The organism is Pectobacterium carotovorum (assembly GCF_033898505.1).
Lineage (GTDB): Bacteria > Pseudomonadota > Gammaproteobacteria > Enterobacterales > Enterobacteriaceae > Pectobacterium > Pectobacterium carotovorum_J.
Genome location: NZ_JAXAFK010000003.1, coordinates 524,285 through 541,780, shown reverse-complemented (window position 1 = coordinate 541,780; position 17,496 = coordinate 524,285). Strand labels below are relative to the sequence as shown.

The following is a 17,496-nucleotide window of genomic DNA, read 5'->3' as shown; positions in this document are numbered from 1 at the left end:
TAGGGGGCAGGCGTAGAAAATGACTACGATACACCCAGAAGCGCTCCACCTTGCTGGACGTCCATCAGGACAAATCCGGTGACAACCCAGAGGATTCAGCCTCTGTAGTCGATAGGGTGAAAGCCGTATTCCACCGCATCTCGGCGTCGCTCCCCCTCGGATATCATCAGCGGATTACGGTTCCTCCGATACCTTACCTGGGCGACGCGCCTCTTCTGGCTTGCACACCGAGTGTGCAAGTACGGTGTTACAAATAACGGGTTATGCGGTTTCTGTCAATAAACAATCTGTCAGTAAACAATCTGTCAGTGAACTACAGGGCATAAATCGCTTTTAGCAAGAAAAGGGATCTCAATCGGGATTTTAAGGGATACAATCGATTCAGTCACTTTGAACTCATGCTTAGAGAGAAAGTCGCATTATGAAAAATATCAATCCAAGCCAAACTGCCGCCTGGCAGGCATTACAACACCATTTTGACGCGATGAAAGACGTGCAAATCAGCGAGCTGTTTGCACAAGATAGCGATCGTTTCGCGCATTTTTCCGCGACGTTCGACGATCAGATGCTGGTGGATTACTCCAAAAACCGCATCACGGCGGAAACGATGGAAAAACTGCACGCGCTGGCGCGGGAAACCGACCTGTCTGCGGCGATTAAATCCATGTTTGCCGGCGAGAAAATCAACCGCACAGAAGACCGCGCCGTTCTGCACGTTGCCCTGCGTAACCGCAGCAACACGCCGATTCTGGTGGATGGCAAAGATGTGATGCCGGAAGTCAACGCGGTGCTGGCGAAGATGAAAGATTTCAGCGAACGCGTGATCGGCGGTGAGTGGAAAGGCTATACCGGAAAAACCATCACCGACGTGGTGAATATCGGCATCGGCGGCTCCGATCTGGGTCCGTTCATGGTAACGGAAGCACTGAAGCCTTATAAAAACCACCTCAACATGCACTTTGTCTCCAACGTTGACGGCACGCATATTGCTGAAACGTTGAAGCCGCTGAACCCGGAAACCACGCTGTTCCTCGTTGCGTCAAAAACCTTCACCACGCAGGAAACCATGACCAACGCGCACAGCGCTCGCGACTGGTTCCTGAACACGGCGCAGGACGAGAAACACGTTGCCAAACACTTTGCCGCGCTGTCTACCAACGCGAAAGCCGTCGGCGAATTTGGCATCGATACCAACAACATGTTCGAATTCTGGGACTGGGTGGGCGGACGCTACTCCCTGTGGTCGGCGATTGGGCTGTCGATCATTCTTTCTCTGGGCTTTGAGAACTTTGAAAAACTGCTCAGCGGCGCGCACGCGATGGATAAGCACTTTGCTTCCACGCCAGCGGAGAAAAACCTGCCTGTGCTGCTGGCGCTGATCGGTATTTGGTACAACAATTTCTTCGGTGCCGAAACCGAAGCGATTCTGCCGTATGACCAGTACATGCACCGTTTTGCTGCCTATTTCCAACAGGGAAATATGGAATCCAACGGGAAATCTGCCGATCGCAACGGTAATCCGGTGGATTACCAGACCGGGCCAATTATCTGGGGTGAACCGGGCACGAACGGCCAGCATGCGTTCTATCAGCTGATCCATCAGGGCACCAAGCTGGTTCCGTGTGATTTCATTGCGCCAGCGATTAGCCATAATCCATTGAGCGATCACCACAGCAAGCTGCTGTCGAACTTCTTTGCGCAGACGGAAGCGCTGGCGTTCGGTAAGAGCCGTGACGTGGTGGAAGCGGAATTTGCGGCGGCAGGCAAAAGTGCCAAAGACGTGGAACACGTGGCGCCGTTTAAAGTATTTGAAGGCAACCGCCCAACCAACTCTATCCTGCTGCGCGAAATCACCCCGTACAGTCTGGGGGCGTTGATTGCGCTGTATGAGCACAAGATCTTTACTCAGGGCGCGATCCTGAACATCTTCACGTTCGATCAATGGGGCGTGGAGTTAGGTAAACAACTGGCGAACCGTATTCTGCCAGAGCTGGAAAATGACAGTCAGATCGACAGCCATGACAGCTCCACTAACGGGCTGATCAACCGTTTCAAGGCGTGGCGTAACTAATCGGGCCTGTGCCCTTTGGTTTTTCAATCGCAAGGAGGAAGACATGCAGGTTCGTATTTTGTTGGGGCTATCAGCAGCAGTGTTGCTGGCAGGGTGCAGCAGTACCAGTCAAGTCAGCGCCGCTGGTCAGGCCGTGACGTTCACGGATACCAAGCCAGGAAGCGAATGTCAGCTGTTGGGGCAGGCCAGCGGTAGCCAGTCTAACTGGTTGGCGGGCAATCATAGCGATGGCAGTTCTATGCGCGGTGCGGCAAACGATCTGCGTAATAAAGCGGCGGCGATGGGGGGCAATACGGTCTATGGCGCAACCAGTCCGAGTGAAACCTTCTGGTCAAGCTTTGCGCCGCTGGACAGCAAGATGAGCGGCAGCGTCTACAAATGTCCTTAAGCTAAAGAAAAACCCGGTGAGAGTGACATGTTGCTCTCACCGCTTTTCCTAACGTATTGCTCAACCGACTATCCCTGTGTCATCCTGATGCTGCTTCATCCCTAAATCCAGTGGCGTTTTACTGGCTTCCCCACCGATTTCCCGTGCCAGACGCGGCACCAGATAGCCGGATACCTTCTTCATTAGCGCTTTAACCAAGACGCGCGCTTCGTTGTCATCCACCAGAAAATGCGCGGCACCCTGAACCTTGTCCAGCACGTGCAGGTAATAAGGCAAAATGCCCGCGTCAAATAAGGCATTGCTGAGCCGGGCGAGCGTTTCTGCGTTGTCATTCACTCCGCGCAGCAGCACGCTTTGGTTGAGCAGCGTCACGCCTGCCCGGCGCAAACGCGCCATACTTTGTGTTAAATCAGGATCAATTTCCTGCGGGTGGTTAATATGCGTCACCAGTAACACCTGAAGCGAACTGCGGGACAGACGATCGCACAGCGTGTCGGTAATGCGGGCAGGGATCACCACCGGCAAACGGCTGTGAATGCGCAGGCGTTTCAGATGCGGGATATGTTCCAGCTCGGTAATCAGCCAGTCCAGTTCGTGGTCTTTAGCCATCAGCGGGTCGCCACCGGAAAAAATAATTTCATCCAGTTCGGGATGCTGGCGGATATAATCCAGTGCCTGACGCCAGTTTGCCTTATTGCCCTGATTATCCTGATACGGGAAATGACGGCGGAAACAGTAGCGACAGTTCACTGCGCAGCCGCCTTTCACCAGCAGCAGGGCACGGTTGTGATATTTGTGTAGTAGCCCCGGCACGACGCTGTGTTGCTCATCAAGCGGGTCATGAGTGAAGCCTGGGGTGGCGATAAACTCTTCACGCGCGGTCAAGACCTGTCGCAGCAACGGATCGTCAGGATTGCCTTTTTGCATTCGGGCAGCGAATGCGCGCGGCACACGCAGCGCAAAAAGCTTGCGTGCATCACTGCCTTGCCGGAGTTTAGCGTGATCGCTCAGTGCCAAAAGTTGCAGTAATTCATCAGGATCGGTAATTACGTCTGCAAGTTGCTGCAACCAATCTTCTCTGGAAGGTATATTTAGGGTTACAATGTGTGCCATTTTTTGGCTTCGTACCAGTATTAAAATTGTAGAGGGCCTTTATGGCGACTTATTCTAGCAACGATTTCCGTTCCGGTCTTAAAATCATATTCGAAGGTGAACCGTATGCCGTCGAATCCAGTGAGTTTGTTAAGCCGGGTAAAGGCCAGGCTTTTGCTCGCGTAAAAATGCGTCGCCTGTTGACGGGCTCTCGCGTTGAAAAAACCTTCAAATCTACCGATTCTGCAGAAGGCGCAGACGTCGTTGATACCAACATGAACTACCTGTACAACGACGGTGAGTTCTACCACTTCATGCACCCTGAGACGTTTGAACAGCATCAGGTTGAAGAGAAGACCGTTGGTGATGCTGCAAAATGGCTGCAAGACAACGCCGAATGTATCGTTACCCTGTGGGATGGTCGTCCTATCGCTGTTCAGCCACCGAACTTTATCGAAGCTGAAATCACCGATACCGATCCAGGCCTGAAAGGCGATACCGCAGGTACTGGTGGTAAGCCAGCAACGCTGAGCACCGGCGCGGTAGTTAAAGTGCCATTGTTCGTACAGATCGGCGAAGTTGTCAGAGTCGACACGCGTTCTGGTGAGTACGTTTCACGCGTTAAGTAATTTATACCCTTCATACTTCAAGCTGCGCGTGTGTTGGCTTTCCTCGTTCACCCCAGTCACTTACTGATGTAAGCTCCTGGGGATTTACTGCGTCGCCGCCTTCTCGCAACTCGAATTATCTTGGGTATACTCTGGAAATGCCGCCTTCTTTGAGGGCGGCTTTTTTGATCCCGTACCTCACTTAAATCTCTCCCCCTTGCTTTTCTCCTCGTCCGAAAAAACCGCCATAAGAATTAAAATTGGCTACGCTTAAAAAGCAGTCCTTTCGTACCGTTGAAATCCTATTCTCATAAAGAAGGAACCGAGTATGTTAAAGAAAGCTTTTGTTGCCATTTTCTCTCTGGTTATTCTCTCTGCGGTGGTTGGGTGTAATACCACCCGAGGTGTTGGGCAAGATGTTGAAGCGGGTGGGAAGGCTATCCAGCGCAGCGCCCAATAGAAATAAGTCGTAATAACTTTTCCGAGTGGAAGAAAATGCCGTTTATGGTGTTTTCTTCCCCGCGGCGAGATAATGTGAAAGTGGATCACTCGGAGAAGTAATAATGTCGCCTATTTTCATTACTGTCGGCATGCTGACATTGAGTAACATATTTATGACGTTCGCCTGGTACGGACATTTACGCTATTTCAGCGGCCGTACCTGGATCATTGCCGCATTGGTCAGTTGGGGTATCGCGTTATTTGAATACCTCTTGCAGGTGCCGGCAAATAGGATTGGTTATCAGGTTGCTTCTGCGGGTCAGTTGAAAATATTGCAGGAAGTGATCAGCCTTTCCGTATTTATCCCTTTCTCTATGATTATTTTAAAAGAGCCGTTCCGCACTGATTATATTTGGGCGGGGCTGTGCCTGCTGGGCGCGGTTTTCTTTATGTTTCGCGATAAGATCATGGGATAACACATCGGTTATCCCCTGTGTTGTGGTCAATATGATTAGATTACTGATTGACCCAGATAAGTGCTTCTGTCGGGAAGCCGTAGCGCTTGGCTGTGGCGACCAGTTTGTCGCGTGTTGCGGCATCCAGCGTTGGCGTGCGTGAGAGAATCCACAGGTAGTCGCGGTTCGGCCCGCAAATCAGGGCATAGCGATAATCGTCATCCAGCTCAATAATGTTGTAACCGCCATAAAATGGCCCGAAGAACGACACTTTTAGCGCGCCACGCTGAGGCGAACCTGTGAAATAGGCTTTCCCGATGCTCTCTTTCCATTCCTGTTTTTCGACGTTAAAGCCACGGTTGGTCACCTTGATGCCGCCATCCTCCCGCGGGCTGTAGGTTGCCGTCACGCGTTCGAGATGGCGTTCAAAGCGATGGTCGAGACGGGCGATCTCATACCATGTGCCGAGGTAGCGATTGACGTCAAAATTTTCCACCACGGTGACATTATCGGGCGGCGTTACACTACAGGCGACAGAGAAGAGCGCCACCAGCGCGGCAATGCAGGCTTTTCCACGGCGTCTAAGGGTTAATAACAGAGTCTTGAAGAAAAGGGCGTTAAAGCGAATAGCGTTAAAGTGCATCATATTGACGTCTCATCGTTTTCATCTCTGTTCCAGTGTAGACGATGGGCGTGGTCAGGCGGGGAAATAAAACGGCCTGCGACGGTATCGCGCAGGCCGTTAGGTACAAATTTACAGATGTGACCTCTACAGCGTGACGACGCCGATGAAGGTCACCACGGTCAGGATTGCCGCCAGACCGTAGAACACCCATTTCCCAGCAGGAACGTGGATTTTCAGGTCATGCATCGCGTGGTGGATACGGTGTAAGCCACACCAGAGCGGCAGCACAATCATCAGCAGTAAAAAGACGCGGCCGATAAAGCTCTGGCTGAACGCGGCGATGCGCTCATAGGTTAGCGCATCCGGGAACAGCCCCAGAGGCAGCATCACGCCGACCAGCAGGATAATCACCGGGGCGAAGAACGCGCTCCACATCCCGCCGGCGCCGAACAGGCCCCAGAAAGGCGGTTCGTCAGAACGTTTTGGCGTTGGGTTAATCACGTTATTTCTCCTGTTCAGAATAGTAAGGCGATCGCCAGAACGGCTACGGTTACCACCACGGTGACAGCCCACAGCCCTTTAATGAGTGGCTCCGGCCCCATTTTTTCATCTTTAACGATGATGATGCTGGCCTTCGGTGCCAGTTCAAACCAGGTTTTGGTGTGCAGCACGGCGGCCATTAGTGCAACGATGTTAATCAGCAGCACCAGTGGGTTTTGCAGGAAGCTGACGAAGTGTGCCCAGCCTTCCGGCCCGTTCTTCAATGCGAAGACGCCGCACATCAGTACGATGCTGAACCAGACGGCGGGGACAGCCGTCCCCTCACGCAGCATATAAAAGCGGTAGAACCCCAGCTTTTTCCACCAGGTCGGCGACATGTCGCGAACATACGCTTTACGTTTAGTTGTCATCATTGTCCCTCCCTTATTGTGGTTTCAGCATGGCGATCATGAAGTCTTTCGCGCTCTCGACTTTGCCTTGCTGGATAGCCGCGGCTGGGTCGACATGCTTCGGACACACTTCTGAGCAGTAGCCCACAAACGTACAGCTCCACACGCCGTTATTACCGTTCAACTGCGGCATACGTTCTTTCTTACCGTGATCGCGGTTGTCCAGGTTATAACGGTGCGCCAGCGTAATCGCCGCCGGGCCGATGAACTCAGGGTTCAGGCCAAACTGCGGACATGCCGCGTAGCACAAACCACAGTTAATACAGCCGGAGAATTGGTGATACTTCGCCATTTGCGCCGGAGTCTGCTTGTTCGGGCCATCAGCAGGTTTACGATCGTTGCCGATGATATACGGCTTGATGGCTTCCAGACTCTCAATGAAGTGGGTCATATCGACCACTAAATCGCGCTCGATGGGGAAGTTGCCCAGTGCTTCGACCTTCAGACCCTTCGTGTAGTCACGCAGGAACGTTTTACAGGCCAATTTAGGGACGTTATTCACCATCATGCCGCAGGAGCCACAGATCGCCATACGGCAGGACCAGCGGTAGGAGAGGTCCGGTGCCAGGTTATCTTTGATATAACCCAACGCATCCAGCAGGGAAGTCTGCGTGTTGTACGGGACATCGAACGTTTCAAAATAGGGTTCATTGTCCTGTTCAGGGTTATAGCGCATGACTTCCATTTTCAGGGTTTTGATCGTCTCAGCCATTCGCCTGCTCCTTCTTGCTGCCTTCCTGCGCATCACCTTCTGCACCGTATACGCGTTTGGCCGGTGGAAGTTTGGTAATTTTCACATCGCTGTACTCCAGACGAGGTGCGCCTTCCGGGTTATAGAACGCCAGCGTATGCTTCAGGAAGTTAACGTCATCACGCTCGGTGCAACCTTCATCCAGACGCTGGTGGGCACCGCGAGACTCTTTACGGTTGATCGCCGAGTGCGCCATACATTCCGCCACATCCAGGCTGTGACCCAGCTCAACGGTGTACAGCAGGTCGGTGTTGAACACGCTGGAACGGTCGGTGATTTTCACGCGTTTGAAGCGCTCTTTCAGCTCCGCCATCTTATCGACGGTTTTCTGCATCAGATCGGTGGTGCGGTAAATACCACAGCCTTCTTCCATCGACATGCCCATTTCGTCGCGGATTTTCGCCCAGCTTTCGGTGCCTTCCTGATTCATCAGGTCGTGCAGGCGCTGTTCGATGTCGCGCGTTTGTGCATCCAGCGCCGCACCGTTGGCTGGTGCTGCCGCTTGCGCGCGCTGTACGGCGTGTTCACCCGCAACGCGCCCGAAGACCACCAGTTCGGCCAGCGAGTTGGAACCAAGGCGGTTCGCGCCGTGCAAGCCAACAGAGGAACATTCGCCGACGGCGAAAAGACCCTTGATACGGGTTTCGCAGTTTTGATCGGTTTCAATGCCGCCCATGGTGTAGTGCGCGGTAGGACGAATAGGAATCGGCTCTTTCACTGGATCGACGCCGACATAGGCTTTTGCCAGTTCGCAGATGAACGGCAGACGTTCCAGAAGCTTCTTCTCGCCGAGGTGGCGCAAATCGAGATAAACCACGTCGCCCAACGGGGTTGAGACGGTGCGGCCTGCGCGCCATTCGTGCCAGAACGCCTGCGAGACTTTATCGCGTGGCCCCAGCTCCATGTATTTGTTCTTCGGCTGACCGAGCGGCGTTTCCGGGCCCATGCCGTAGTCTTGCAGGTAACGGTAGCCGTCTTTGTTGACCATGATGCCGCCTTCGCCGCGGCAGCCTTCGGTCATCAGGATACCGGAACCGGGCAGACCGGTCGGGTGATACTGAACGAATTCCATATCACGCAGCGGTACGCCATGGCGGAACGCCATGCCCATGCCGTCGCCGGTGACGATGCCGCCGTTGGTGTTGTAACGGTACACGCGGCCTGCGCCGCCCGTTGCCAGCACTACAGCGTTAGCGCGGATCTGAACCAGCGAACCTTCCATCATATTGATGGCAACGAGACCGCGCGCCTGGCCATCATCGACCAGAACGTCGAGGACAAAGTGCTCGTCAAAACGTTGGATTTGCGGATATTTAAGGGACGTTTGGAACAGTGTATGCAGCATGTGGAAGCCGGTTTTATCGGCAGCAAACCAGGTGCGTTCGATCTTCATCCCGCCAAAGCGGCGCACGTTGACAGAACCATCCGGTTTACGGCTCCAGGGGCAGCCCCACTGTTCCAGTTGAATCATCTCTTCCGGGCAGTGTTTGACGAAGTGCTCAACCACGTCTTGTTCACACAGCCAGTCGCCACCGGAGACGGTGTCGTTGAAGTGATAATCGAAGCTATCGTGTTCCTGAGTCACTGCTGCTGACCCACCTTCTGCCGCCACGGTATGGCTACGCATTGGGTAGACTTTTGAGATCAGCGCAATTTTCAGTTGAGGGTTGGCTTCTGCGGCAGCAATTGCCGCTCGTAGGCCAGCACCTCCGGCCCCGATAATGGCCAAATCGGCATTAAAGGTTTGCAATGCATTCCTCCAGTTACTTAAGTTAATTAAGTTAAAATAAAAAAATAATATCTATTCATTTCTGTCTTTATATCCGAGCTTAATATCAAACCCGCTGAAAATTATGTGATAGATGTATAAAGAATAGATAAACCTATAATTTTTGTGTGGGAATAATTATACCGAATTATAGGTAGATGAAATTTGATGTGATCCCGCATTTTGTCGTTTTTTCAGCGAGTCTCGTATTTATTGATAAAAACGTGATCGAAAGGCTTATTTAGGGGGAAATGATGCTTTTATTTCTTTAATAACCCTTTCGCGGGGGATATAAGAAAATGATCCACTGGATATAATTTACGGCTGCTATCCTGACCGCTCCCTTCTAAAGGGTAGAACATACCTCGCTGAAAAGCGCGTCTGGACTTTTTTCCGCTGGAAATTTGGGCTGATGCGGGTAGACTGCACCCCCTGTTTGACTTTGGAGTAAGAACCATGAGCGAGACGACAAGTTGGCAACCTAGTGCTTCTGTCGCTAATTTGTTGAAACGAGCGTCGATCATTGCAGCTATCCGACGTTTCTTCACCGATCGTGGTGTATTGGAGGTCGAAACGCCTGCGATGAGCCAGGCCACAGTAACGGATGTTTTCTTATACCCGTTCCAGACCCGTTTCGTTGGTCCCGGTGCCGCGGATGGCATGACGCTGTATTTGATGACCAGCCCGGAATACCACATGAAACGTCTGCTGGCTGCTGGCAGCGGACCGATCTTTCAGCTGTGCCGCAGCTTCCGCAATGAAGAGTCAGGCCGACACCACAACCCTGAATTCACCATGCTGGAATGGTATCGCCCTCACTATGATATGTACCGCCTGATGAATGAGGTCGATGACCTGTTGCAGCAGGTACTGGATTGTGAAAGCGCAGAGATGCTCTCGTATCAGCAGGCGTTTCTACGCCATCTGGAGATCGATCCGCTGTCTGTCGACAAACCGCAGCTGCGCGAAGCGGCAGAAAAAATTGGGTTGGGCGATATCGCCTGCCGTGAAGACGATCGCGATTCGCTGGTGCAGATGCTGTTTACCTTCGGCGTGGAGCCGCACATCGGGCGCGATAAACCGGCGTTTGTCTACCATTTTCCCGCCACGCAGGCTTCGCTGGCCGAGATCAGCTCGGAAGATCATCGCGTCGCCGAGCGCTTTGAAGTCTATTTCAAGGGGATTGAGCTGGCGAACGGCTTCCGTGAATTGACCGACGCCGATGAGCAACGTCAACGCTTTGAGCAGGATAACCGTAAGCGCGCCGCGCGGGATTTGCCACAGCAGCCGATTGATGAAAATCTACTGGCAGCGCTGAAACACGGTCTGCCGGAGTGTGCTGGTGTAGCGTTAGGCGTGGATCGTTTAATCATGCTGGCGCTGAACGCCGAAAAGCTGAGTGACGTGATTGCGTTCTCGGTAGAGCGCGCGTAACCAGTCTAATCAAGGGCGGTGCCACCTCTGGCTGCCGCCCATTTTCCCCTCTTATAAACTGCCCGGCGTCCGCTGCCGTGGCGTCAGCGTTCTTCCACTGCGCGACAGATTGTCCATTCTTACCTGGAACGGTGGGAAAGGAAGATCCAGATTGTGCTTGCGGTAGTTTTCCAGAATCAACTGATGCAGTTCATGGCGCAGCGGCATACGGTGCCCCATTTCGGCGGCGAACACGCGCAGCTCGAAAATCTGAATCCCCTGTTGCAGGTCAACCAGGAAGGCTTCGGGCTCTGGCGTATCGAGAATCAGCGAACAGCGCTTCACCGCATCCATAAGCAGTTCCGTAACTTCCTGGCTGTTTGCGTCCGCCGGAGCAGGCACCGTCAGCACGACACGCGTGACGGAATCCGACAGCGACCAGTTGATAAACTGCTCGGTGATAAACGCCTTATTTGGCACGATGATCTCTTTGCGGTCCCAGTCGGAAATGGTGGTGGCGCGGGTATTAATACGCATGACGCTACCCGTGAGATCGCGGATCGTAACGGTATCGCCGATACGAATCGGTTTCTCAAACAGGATGATCAGGCCAGAGATAAAGTTGGCGAAGATCTCCTGCAAGCCGAACCCGAGTCCCACACCCAGTGCGGCTACCAGCCATTGCAACTTCGACCATTCGATCCCGATCAGCGAGAACCCCATCAGACAGCCGATCAGCATTAGAATATATTTGCTGATGGTGGTAATGGCATAGCCGCTGCCCGGCGACAGATCCAGATGCTGTAGGATAGCCAGTTCCAACAGCGCAGGCAGGTTACGCACCAGCTGTGCGGTAATAATAAAGATCAGAATGGCGATCAGTACCGATCCCAGCGTAATCGCCTGTACGCTCTCCACGCCTTTGACCGTGCTGGAAACATCCCACAGGCTGATATTTTCCAGGAACGCAAAGGCGGAATGAATTTCCGACCACAGTGCGATAACGGAAACCAGCGCGATCAGCGTCAGAATGGATCGCACCAGCTGTAGGGATTTGGCGCTGATGGCGTCCAGATCGACGACGGGTTCTTCCACCGCTTCCGAACTGCTTTCATGGGATGACGCAGACGGCGTGTCTTCTTCACCTTTGGCACGCTGCGCCAGAATTTCCGAACGTCGCTGCTTGGCACGGTCGAAGGCAATGCGGCGTCGCTGAATCAGCATCCAACGGCGAATGATGTGGTAAACCACCAGCAGGAAGAACCAGATGGAGACGGAGGTTTCCAGACGTGCCAGCAGCGCCTGTGCGGTCGCCAGATAGCCGATGCAGGAGGCCAGCGCGGCAATGAGCGGCATGGCGATCAGGATGTTCCACATCGCACGGTTAACGGAATTTTCCCCAGAACCTTCTTTATCCAGATACAGCGGGATACCGGCGCGTTTTAACCCGGTCGTGACCAGACTCAACGCCATACAGAGCAGGATGAAACAGAGCCGCCCCAGCGTGCTGGAAAACTCGCGATCGTTAAGCTTATCGAACGTAATCAACGCCATAATCAGCGGCACGATAAAGGCGATGGAAAGGCGATAGTAGCGCATCGCTCTGGCGACGCGCTCCGGCGACCAGCGGAAGTGGACAATGAACAGTCCCTGCGGATGCGCGAATGAGGCGCTGATCATCACCAGCCACATCAACGGCACGGTGGCGGTCACGCTGTCGCCGATGGCGACGGCAATTGGATAAGGCCAGGCGTTTTGCAGCCCGTAGCCCAGCGCTGCCCAGAGTACCGGCAGTGGCAGAGCGGTAAGGATGGACCAGAACACGGTACGCAGCGTCAGCATAAAGTGATCGAGCGTGACTTTGCCGACGCGACTGCTGGCGCGCTCCATAAACGCATGATAGTGACGGCGGGAGCTGATACTGAAACCCACCAGCAGCAGTGCGCCCAGCAGCGGCAGCACGGTTTCCTGACTGGTCACCATCATGACCAGCGCGCTACCCAGCTGCGTCAGCGTATCCAGTGACAGCAGACGCGTCAGATCCTGCACCAATTTGAGCGGATAGGCGAATGTTACGGGATCGACATCCGCAACCCAGAACAGATCGCGATGAGCCGCTTCCCGTGTTTCGGTCAGCGCATCCGCCAGCTGGTTATTGGCGACTTTGAGTTTGGTCAGTTCCAGTATCTGTGAGTCACAGCCGGAGATCAGTGAAGTCAGCAGGTCGCGCTGGGTACGCATCTGGTCGGTTAGAATCCGCTGCTGTGCGCTGGTCAGCGGATCGCCATTGTCCTGCTTGGCTTTATCAAGATCCTGCGGTTTGTTGATCAGATCTTCAAAGTGCAGCCGCTGTACGCGCAGCTGCGCCATATCGCTATCCAGCAACTGCGGTTTGGGCATTTCCGGCAGGCGCGCTATCTGCGCCCGTAGCGTTTCTCCCAATATCGGTGAGACGCCGAGCCACTGTGCCTGTTCGCGAATCGTGCTTAGCGCCTGACGAACCTGAATGGTGTGCGTGGCAGCCTGACGCTGTTGAGAGGCGATAAGGTCCATCCGCTGCGCCTGTTGGTTCAGCGCGACGGAGAGCTCACGGTTAACCTGTAGCTGTTTGCTGATGACGCTGGGTAAATCGCCGCTTTGTTCCGCGAGAAGTTCTGTGCGCTCCAATGCCTGCTCGGCTTCGCGCTGGCGTAGGTTATTGAGCCTGCTGCGTAAATCTTGTTGCAGCAGATCCAGCCTGTCGTGGCGTTTTTTATACAGCTCGACGCGTAGCCGGGACAGCTCCTGACGATTGCTGGCTGACAGCTGCGCCAGCTCCAGTTCGTCCACCCGGCTTTTACGCAGCGCGGATTCGGCCTGAAGCGCGACGAGCTGCGCTTGCCCCAGCGGCGTGGTGGGCGTACCGAGAGACTGAATACGGCGTTCCGCATCGCTTTGCATGCGGCTGGCTTCCGTTTGCTGCTGCGGAAGCTGGCTCAGTGAATCACTGATTTCACGCAGCCGATCCTGTTCTTGCTGGAGCTGGCGGGCCTGCTCCAACAGTTGGCTGCTCGTTTGCAACAGCTGCTGTTCAAGATCGTTGCTGGAGAGTCCCTCTGGAATAGCAGAGGGTTTGCCGTCTTCGGCATTAAGCTGGCGACGCAGTTCCTGAACCAGCTTGGGGAAATCATCAATAACGCGCTGATATTGTGTGGCGCGTTCCAGCGCCTCTTTGCGATCCTGTAGGGTGTTCAGTGCAGCCTGGTATTCTTCAACGACTTTTGCCTGATCGGCTGCACCTTTGTTGGCCTCCGCCTGCTGTAGCTGCTGGCGTAGCTGCGCCTCATTGGGCGCTGTGGCAGCCAACGTGGCAGTTGATAATAAACATCCCAGAAGAAAAGTCAGAATCAGACGCACGTTAGCTACCTTTATTACAAACAACACTCTTACAAGCGACTAAAATCGGACGTTAGTTACGGCGCGTCGGGTTTGTGACCCGTCTGGCCGGATGCGTCAGCCGCAGTATTTTGTCCTTCAGCCTGAACCGGTTCAGACGGTGCGGCGTCGTTTGCTGCCAGCTCGGTTCCTTCCGGGAAGACGACGGGCGTTGGCTCATCCTGACGGACTTCGGCAAACGGTTCACCCATACGGGTCACGCTCATGGTATTCAGGTGTGCGGCAAACTGGAGATTATTGCCTGCGGCAAACAGGTTAATCACCGTTGAGCCCAGCTTGAAGCGGCCCATTTCCTCGCCTTTCGCCAGCACGACGGCACCTTCTTCACCCGCCTGCGGGTAAGTCCAACGCTTGATGATACCTTCACGCGGTGGCGTCACCACGCCTGACCACACGGTTTCGATGCTGCCGACAATGGTCGCACCAACCAGAATTTGTGCCAATGGACCGAATTCAGTATCAAACAGGCAAATGACGCGTTCGTTACGTGCAAACAAATTCGGTACGTTATCGGCCGTCAGCAGATTGACGGAGAACAGGTCACCCGGCACATAAATCATCTCGCGCAGCACGCCGTCGCACGGCATGTGGAGGCGGTGATAATCACGCGGTGAAAGATAAATGGTGGCGAACAGACCATCGCGGAACAGATCGGCCATCATGTAGTTGCCAGCCAGCAGCGCTTCCAGCGAGTAGTCGTGGTTCTTCGCCTGGATCAGCTTGCCGTCGGTAATGGGGCCAAACTGCGACAGCACGCCGTCAGCAGGCTGCACCAGACGGTGCGCATGAGGATCGACAGGGCGAATACCCGGACGCAGAGGACGAACGAAAAATTCGTTAAACGTGCGATAGGATGCGGTATCCGGCTGCTGCGCTTCCTGCATGTTGACGTTGTATTGGCGGACAAACAGATCGATCACCAGCTTGGTGAGTTTTCCCGCACGCTTATTTGCTCCCCAGCCCGCTAGGCGGGTCAGCCAGATCTTGGGAAGCCAATACTGTAATTTGATTTTGATATTATCCAGCACTGTGAGCCTCTTGGATTAATAGTGCGCCATAAAATAAGCTGTCTGGGGAACACGCCTGACGTTGCCAGCGGTAGCCCAGAAAGAGAGTCAGCGGATTCGTTAACTCTCAAAGGGGGCGCATTGTAACGATGGTCATGATAAATGTCAGTTATCTGTATCTGAAAAGCCTTTACGCGTTTTTACTTGCGCCATGCTTTCCAGAATCCGGTGATAGTTATCATAGCGCTCTACGGCAATCTCTCCGCGCTCCAGTGCGGCGTTAATCGCGCAGCCCGGGTCGTTTTCATGTTTACAGTCGCGGAACTTACACGAACCGATGTATTTGCGGAGCTCGATGAAACCACTTGTCACCTGTTCGGGTTCCAGATGCCACAGACCAAATTCGCGCACGCCCGGTGAGTCGATGACGTCGCCGCCGTGCGGGAAGTGGTAAAGTCGGGAGGCGGTCGTCGTGTGCTGTCCCAATCCTGAGGTATCGGAAACCTCATTCACCAGAATCTGTTCTTCACCCAGTGCGAGCAGCGCATTAAGCAGGCTGGATTTCCCTACGCCTGATTGCCCGGCGAAAATACTGATACGGTCAGTGAGCGCCTGTTCCAGTTCAGGGATACCCTGTTGAGTATGGCTGGACACCATCAGCACGCGATAGTTAAGCGCGCGGTAGATATCCATCAATTTATCCACAAACTGGCGGGATTCGTCATCCAGCAGATCAATTTTGTTCAGTACGATCAGCGGTTCGATTTCCAGCGTTTCGCAAGCAACCAGATAGCGATCGATAATGTTCAGCGACAGTTCAGGCAAGATCGCGGAGACGATCACGATCTGATCGATATTGGCGGCGATCGGTTTAATGCCATCGTAATAGTCAGGGCGTGTCAGGACTGAATGACGGGGGTGAACGGCTTCCACGATCCCGCTGATGCCAGCGAGTGATTCATGGCCGGGTCGCCAGACGACGCGGTCGCCGGTAACCAGCGATGAAATGGTCCGACGAATGTTGCAGCGGTGCACCACGCCATCGGTGGCTTCCACATCGGCGTGCATACCAAATCGGCTGATGATAATGCCTTCCTGCGCATCGCCCAGTTGGCTATCTTCCCATTCGACTTTGCTTTCCGTTTTTTTCAGGCGACGCTGGTGGTTGGCGCTAACCCGACGCTGCTGACCTTTCGACAGTTTCTTTTTGCTCACTAAGCCTCACTTAAGACGATTTATCGTTCACGACAGCGCCTTATCGCCCGCCGCGTTTCAACAGACTATAATACACCCTATTTGATTTTAATTAACTGATACCACCTTGTCGGTATCAGCGCTGGGACTGATACTGTTATCCTTGTATCGATGACAGGGCACAAAGCAACAGTAACACCCACGCAACAGGAACACCCACGATGGTAGATGAAAATAATCTGATCTGGATCGATCTCGAAATGACCGGCCTGAACCCGGAGCGCGATCGCATTATTGAGATCGCAACGCTGGTGACGGATGCAAACTTGAACGTGTTGGCTGAAGGGCCAGTACTGGCGGTGCACCAGTCGGATAGCCAATTAGCGCTGATGGATGACTGGAATGTGCGTACACACGGCGCCAGCGGCCTGACGGATCGCGTCAAAGCCAGCACCACGGATGAACGTGCTGCCGAGCTGGAAACGCTGGCGTTTCTACAAAAATGGGTGCCGGCGGGTAAATCGCCGATCTGTGGCAATAGCATTGGGCAGGATCGCCGCTTCCTGTTCCGCTATATGCCGGAACTGGAAGCCTACTTCCACTACCGCTATCTGGATGTCAGCACGCTCAAAGAGCTGGCGCGACGCTGGAAGCCGGAAATCCTGACGGGCTTTAAGAAGCAGGGCACGCATCAGGCGATGGACGACATTCGCGAATCGCTGGCGGAACTGGCTTATTACCGTGAGAATTTTCTGCGTCTGTAGATGAAGCAAAACGGGTAGGGCGTGATGTGCAGCGAATTGCAGCTATTTGCGCCACAACTCTACGCAACAACGTCTGTTTTGTCAGCGAGTGTCTGTTTTATCAACATATTGTTTTTTTTATCAGCACTCAGACAATTTTTCATTTTTTGGGGCTTGCGGTTAAACGGATTTCTCGTATAATGCGCACCCCATACCGATGAAGAATTTCAATTAAAGAACTTCAACATCGTGTGAAGATTTCCCGGGCGGGAATAGCTCAGTTGGTAGAGCACGACCTTGCCAAGGTCGGGGTCGCGAGTTCGAGTCTCGTTTCCCGCTCCAAGTTTTATCACTGTTTGTCACCATACAATCAGTGTGCAGTAATCAGACGTAACGCTTGTTAATGTCTGTCCGATATGCGGGAATAGCTCAGTTGGTAGAGCACGACCTTGCCAAGGTCGGGGTCGCGAGTTCGAGTCTCGTTTCCCGCTCCAATCTTTTCATCTCTCTTTTTTCTTGTGCCATCAATCTCCTTGTCGCGCCTGAAATCTATTC

Annotated in this window: 16 protein-coding genes, 2 tRNA genes and 1 riboswitch; of the genes, 9 read left to right on the top strand and 9 right to left on the bottom strand. The window is 53.6% G+C overall.

Annotation, left to right across the window (positions count from 1 at the left end):
- Positions 1-30: 30 nt before the first annotated feature.
- Positions 31-223: riboswitch (Lysine riboswitch) on the bottom strand.
- 198 nt (positions 224-421) lie between these two features.
- Together pgi and R9X49_RS17065 are read left to right on the top strand one after the other, a co-directional pair.
- On the top strand, positions 422-2,071 hold the full coding sequence (gene pgi / locus R9X49_RS17070; RefSeq protein WP_319849521.1) for a glucose-6-phosphate isomerase: 1,650 nt from the start codon (positions 422-424) through the stop codon (positions 2,069-2,071).
- Positions 2,072-2,114: 43 nt separating this feature from the next.
- Complete coding sequence (locus tag R9X49_RS17065; RefSeq protein WP_319849519.1) at positions 2,115-2,459, top strand: DUF4156 domain-containing protein; 345 nt, start codon at positions 2,115-2,117, stop codon at positions 2,457-2,459.
- Between the two features lie 60 nt (positions 2,460-2,519).
- Here R9X49_RS17065 and epmB read toward each other — a convergent pair whose 3' ends face one another.
- Positions 2,520-3,572: an EF-P beta-lysylation protein EpmB gene (epmB, locus tag R9X49_RS17060; RefSeq protein ID WP_319849518.1), complete on the bottom strand. Its 1,053-nt coding sequence runs from the start codon at positions 3,570-3,572 to the stop codon at positions 2,520-2,522.
- A 41-nt stretch (positions 3,573-3,613) separates the two neighbouring features.
- Here epmB and efp point away from each other — a divergent pair, with 41 nt between their 5' ends.
- The 3 genes from efp (at position 3,614) to R9X49_RS17045 (ending at position 5,076) form a co-directional block, all read left to right on the top strand.
- Positions 3,614-4,180, top strand: a complete 567-nt coding sequence (gene efp / locus R9X49_RS17055; RefSeq protein WP_014916784.1) for an elongation factor P — start codon at positions 3,614-3,616, stop codon at positions 4,178-4,180.
- Between the two features lie 307 nt (positions 4,181-4,487).
- Positions 4,488-4,619 (top strand): entericidin A/B family lipoprotein, encoded by a 132-nt coding sequence (locus tag R9X49_RS17050; protein WP_005972977.1) that lies wholly within the window; start codon positions 4,488-4,490, stop codon positions 4,617-4,619.
- 103 nt (positions 4,620-4,722) lie between these two features.
- On the top strand, positions 4,723-5,076 hold the full coding sequence (locus R9X49_RS17045) for a DMT family protein (protein WP_015841889.1): 354 nt from the start codon (positions 4,723-4,725) through the stop codon (positions 5,074-5,076).
- 40 nt (positions 5,077-5,116) lie between these two features.
- Here the strand turns inward: R9X49_RS17045 and blc are convergent, their stop codons facing one another.
- From blc to frdA, 5 genes are all read right to left on the bottom strand, one after another.
- The gene (blc, locus tag R9X49_RS17040) at positions 5,117-5,701 is read right to left on the bottom strand and encodes an outer membrane lipoprotein Blc (protein ID WP_319849517.1); all 585 of its coding nucleotides are present in this window, start codon (positions 5,699-5,701) and stop codon (positions 5,117-5,119) included.
- A 123-nt stretch (positions 5,702-5,824) separates the two neighbouring features.
- The gene (frdD, locus tag R9X49_RS17035) at positions 5,825-6,181 is read right to left on the bottom strand and encodes a fumarate reductase subunit FrdD (protein ID WP_319849516.1); all 357 of its coding nucleotides are present in this window, start codon (positions 6,179-6,181) and stop codon (positions 5,825-5,827) included.
- A 14-nt stretch (positions 6,182-6,195) separates the two neighbouring features.
- Positions 6,196-6,591 (bottom strand): fumarate reductase subunit FrdC, encoded by a 396-nt coding sequence (frdC, locus tag R9X49_RS17030; protein WP_319849573.1) that lies wholly within the window; start codon positions 6,589-6,591, stop codon positions 6,196-6,198.
- Positions 6,592-6,604: 13 nt separating this feature from the next.
- Positions 6,605-7,342, bottom strand: a complete 738-nt coding sequence (locus R9X49_RS17025; protein WP_319849515.1) for a succinate dehydrogenase/fumarate reductase iron-sulfur subunit — start codon at positions 7,340-7,342, stop codon at positions 6,605-6,607.
- The gene (gene frdA, locus R9X49_RS17020) at positions 7,335-9,131 is read right to left on the bottom strand and encodes a fumarate reductase (quinol) flavoprotein subunit (RefSeq protein WP_319849514.1); all 1,797 of its coding nucleotides are present in this window, start codon (positions 9,129-9,131) and stop codon (positions 7,335-7,337) included. Before frdA ends, R9X49_RS17025 begins: the two co-directional genes overlap by 8 nt.
- A 474-nt stretch (positions 9,132-9,605) precedes the next feature.
- Here frdA and epmA point away from each other — a divergent pair, with 474 nt between their 5' ends.
- Positions 9,606-10,583 carry an elongation factor P--(R)-beta-lysine ligase gene (gene epmA / locus R9X49_RS17015; RefSeq protein WP_319849513.1) on the top strand — a complete coding sequence of 326 codons (978 nt, stop codon included), beginning with the start codon at positions 9,606-9,608 and terminating at the stop codon, positions 10,581-10,583.
- A 51-nt stretch (positions 10,584-10,634) separates the two neighbouring features.
- Here epmA and mscM read toward each other — a convergent pair whose 3' ends face one another.
- From mscM to rsgA, 3 genes are all read right to left on the bottom strand, one after another.
- Entirely contained in the window at positions 10,635-13,958 is a 3,324-nt protein-coding gene (mscM, locus tag R9X49_RS17010) for a miniconductance mechanosensitive channel MscM (protein ID WP_319849512.1), read from the bottom strand.
- 56 nt (positions 13,959-14,014) lie between these two features.
- Positions 14,015-15,025 (bottom strand): archaetidylserine decarboxylase, encoded by a 1,011-nt coding sequence (gene asd, locus R9X49_RS17005; RefSeq protein WP_319849511.1) that lies wholly within the window; start codon positions 15,023-15,025, stop codon positions 14,015-14,017.
- 144 nt (positions 15,026-15,169) lie between these two features.
- Positions 15,170-16,219, bottom strand: coding sequence for a small ribosomal subunit biogenesis GTPase RsgA (gene rsgA, locus R9X49_RS17000; protein ID WP_319849510.1), 1,050 nt, complete (start codon positions 16,217-16,219; stop codon positions 15,170-15,172).
- A 200-nt stretch (positions 16,220-16,419) separates the two neighbouring features.
- Here rsgA and orn point away from each other — a divergent pair, with 200 nt between their 5' ends.
- The 3 genes from orn to R9X49_RS16985 all read left to right on the top strand — a co-directional run bounded on the left by orn (position 16,420) and on the right by R9X49_RS16985 (position 17,435).
- Entirely contained in the window at positions 16,420-16,962 is a 543-nt protein-coding gene (gene orn / locus R9X49_RS16995; protein WP_015841879.1) for an oligoribonuclease, read from the top strand.
- A 245-nt stretch (positions 16,963-17,207) separates the two neighbouring features.
- A tRNA-Gly gene (locus R9X49_RS16990) sits at positions 17,208-17,283 on the top strand.
- 76 nt (positions 17,284-17,359) lie between these two features.
- Positions 17,360-17,435: transfer RNA gene (locus R9X49_RS16985), tRNA-Gly, on the top strand.
- The last annotated feature ends 61 nt before the right edge of the window (positions 17,436-17,496 follow it).

Coding starts and splice junctions, on each gene's coding strand:
- pgi (WP_319849521.1), top strand. CDS start 422: ATGAAAAATATCAATCCAAGCCAAACTGCCGCCTGGCAGGCATTACAA.
- R9X49_RS17065 (WP_319849519.1), top strand. CDS start 2,115: ATGCAGGTTCGTATTTTGTTGGGGCTATCAGCAGCAGTGTTGCTGGCA.
- epmB (WP_319849518.1), bottom strand. CDS start 3,572: ATGGCACACATTGTAACCCTAAATATACCTTCCAGAGAAGATTGGTTG.
- efp (WP_014916784.1), top strand. CDS start 3,614: ATGGCGACTTATTCTAGCAACGATTTCCGTTCCGGTCTTAAAATCATA.
- R9X49_RS17050 (WP_005972977.1), top strand. CDS start 4,488: ATGTTAAAGAAAGCTTTTGTTGCCATTTTCTCTCTGGTTATTCTCTCT.
- R9X49_RS17045 (WP_015841889.1), top strand. CDS start 4,723: ATGTCGCCTATTTTCATTACTGTCGGCATGCTGACATTGAGTAACATA.
- blc (WP_319849517.1), bottom strand. CDS start 5,701: ATGATGCACTTTAACGCTATTCGCTTTAACGCCCTTTTCTTCAAGACT.
- frdC (WP_319849573.1), bottom strand. CDS start 6,591: ATGACAACTAAACGTAAAGCGTATGTTCGCGACATGTCGCCGACCTGG.
- R9X49_RS17025 (WP_319849515.1), bottom strand. CDS start 7,342: ATGGCTGAGACGATCAAAACCCTGAAAATGGAAGTCATGCGCTATAAC.
- epmA (WP_319849513.1), top strand. CDS start 9,606: ATGAGCGAGACGACAAGTTGGCAACCTAGTGCTTCTGTCGCTAATTTG.
- orn (WP_015841879.1), top strand. CDS start 16,420: ATGGTAGATGAAAATAATCTGATCTGGATCGATCTCGAAATGACCGGC.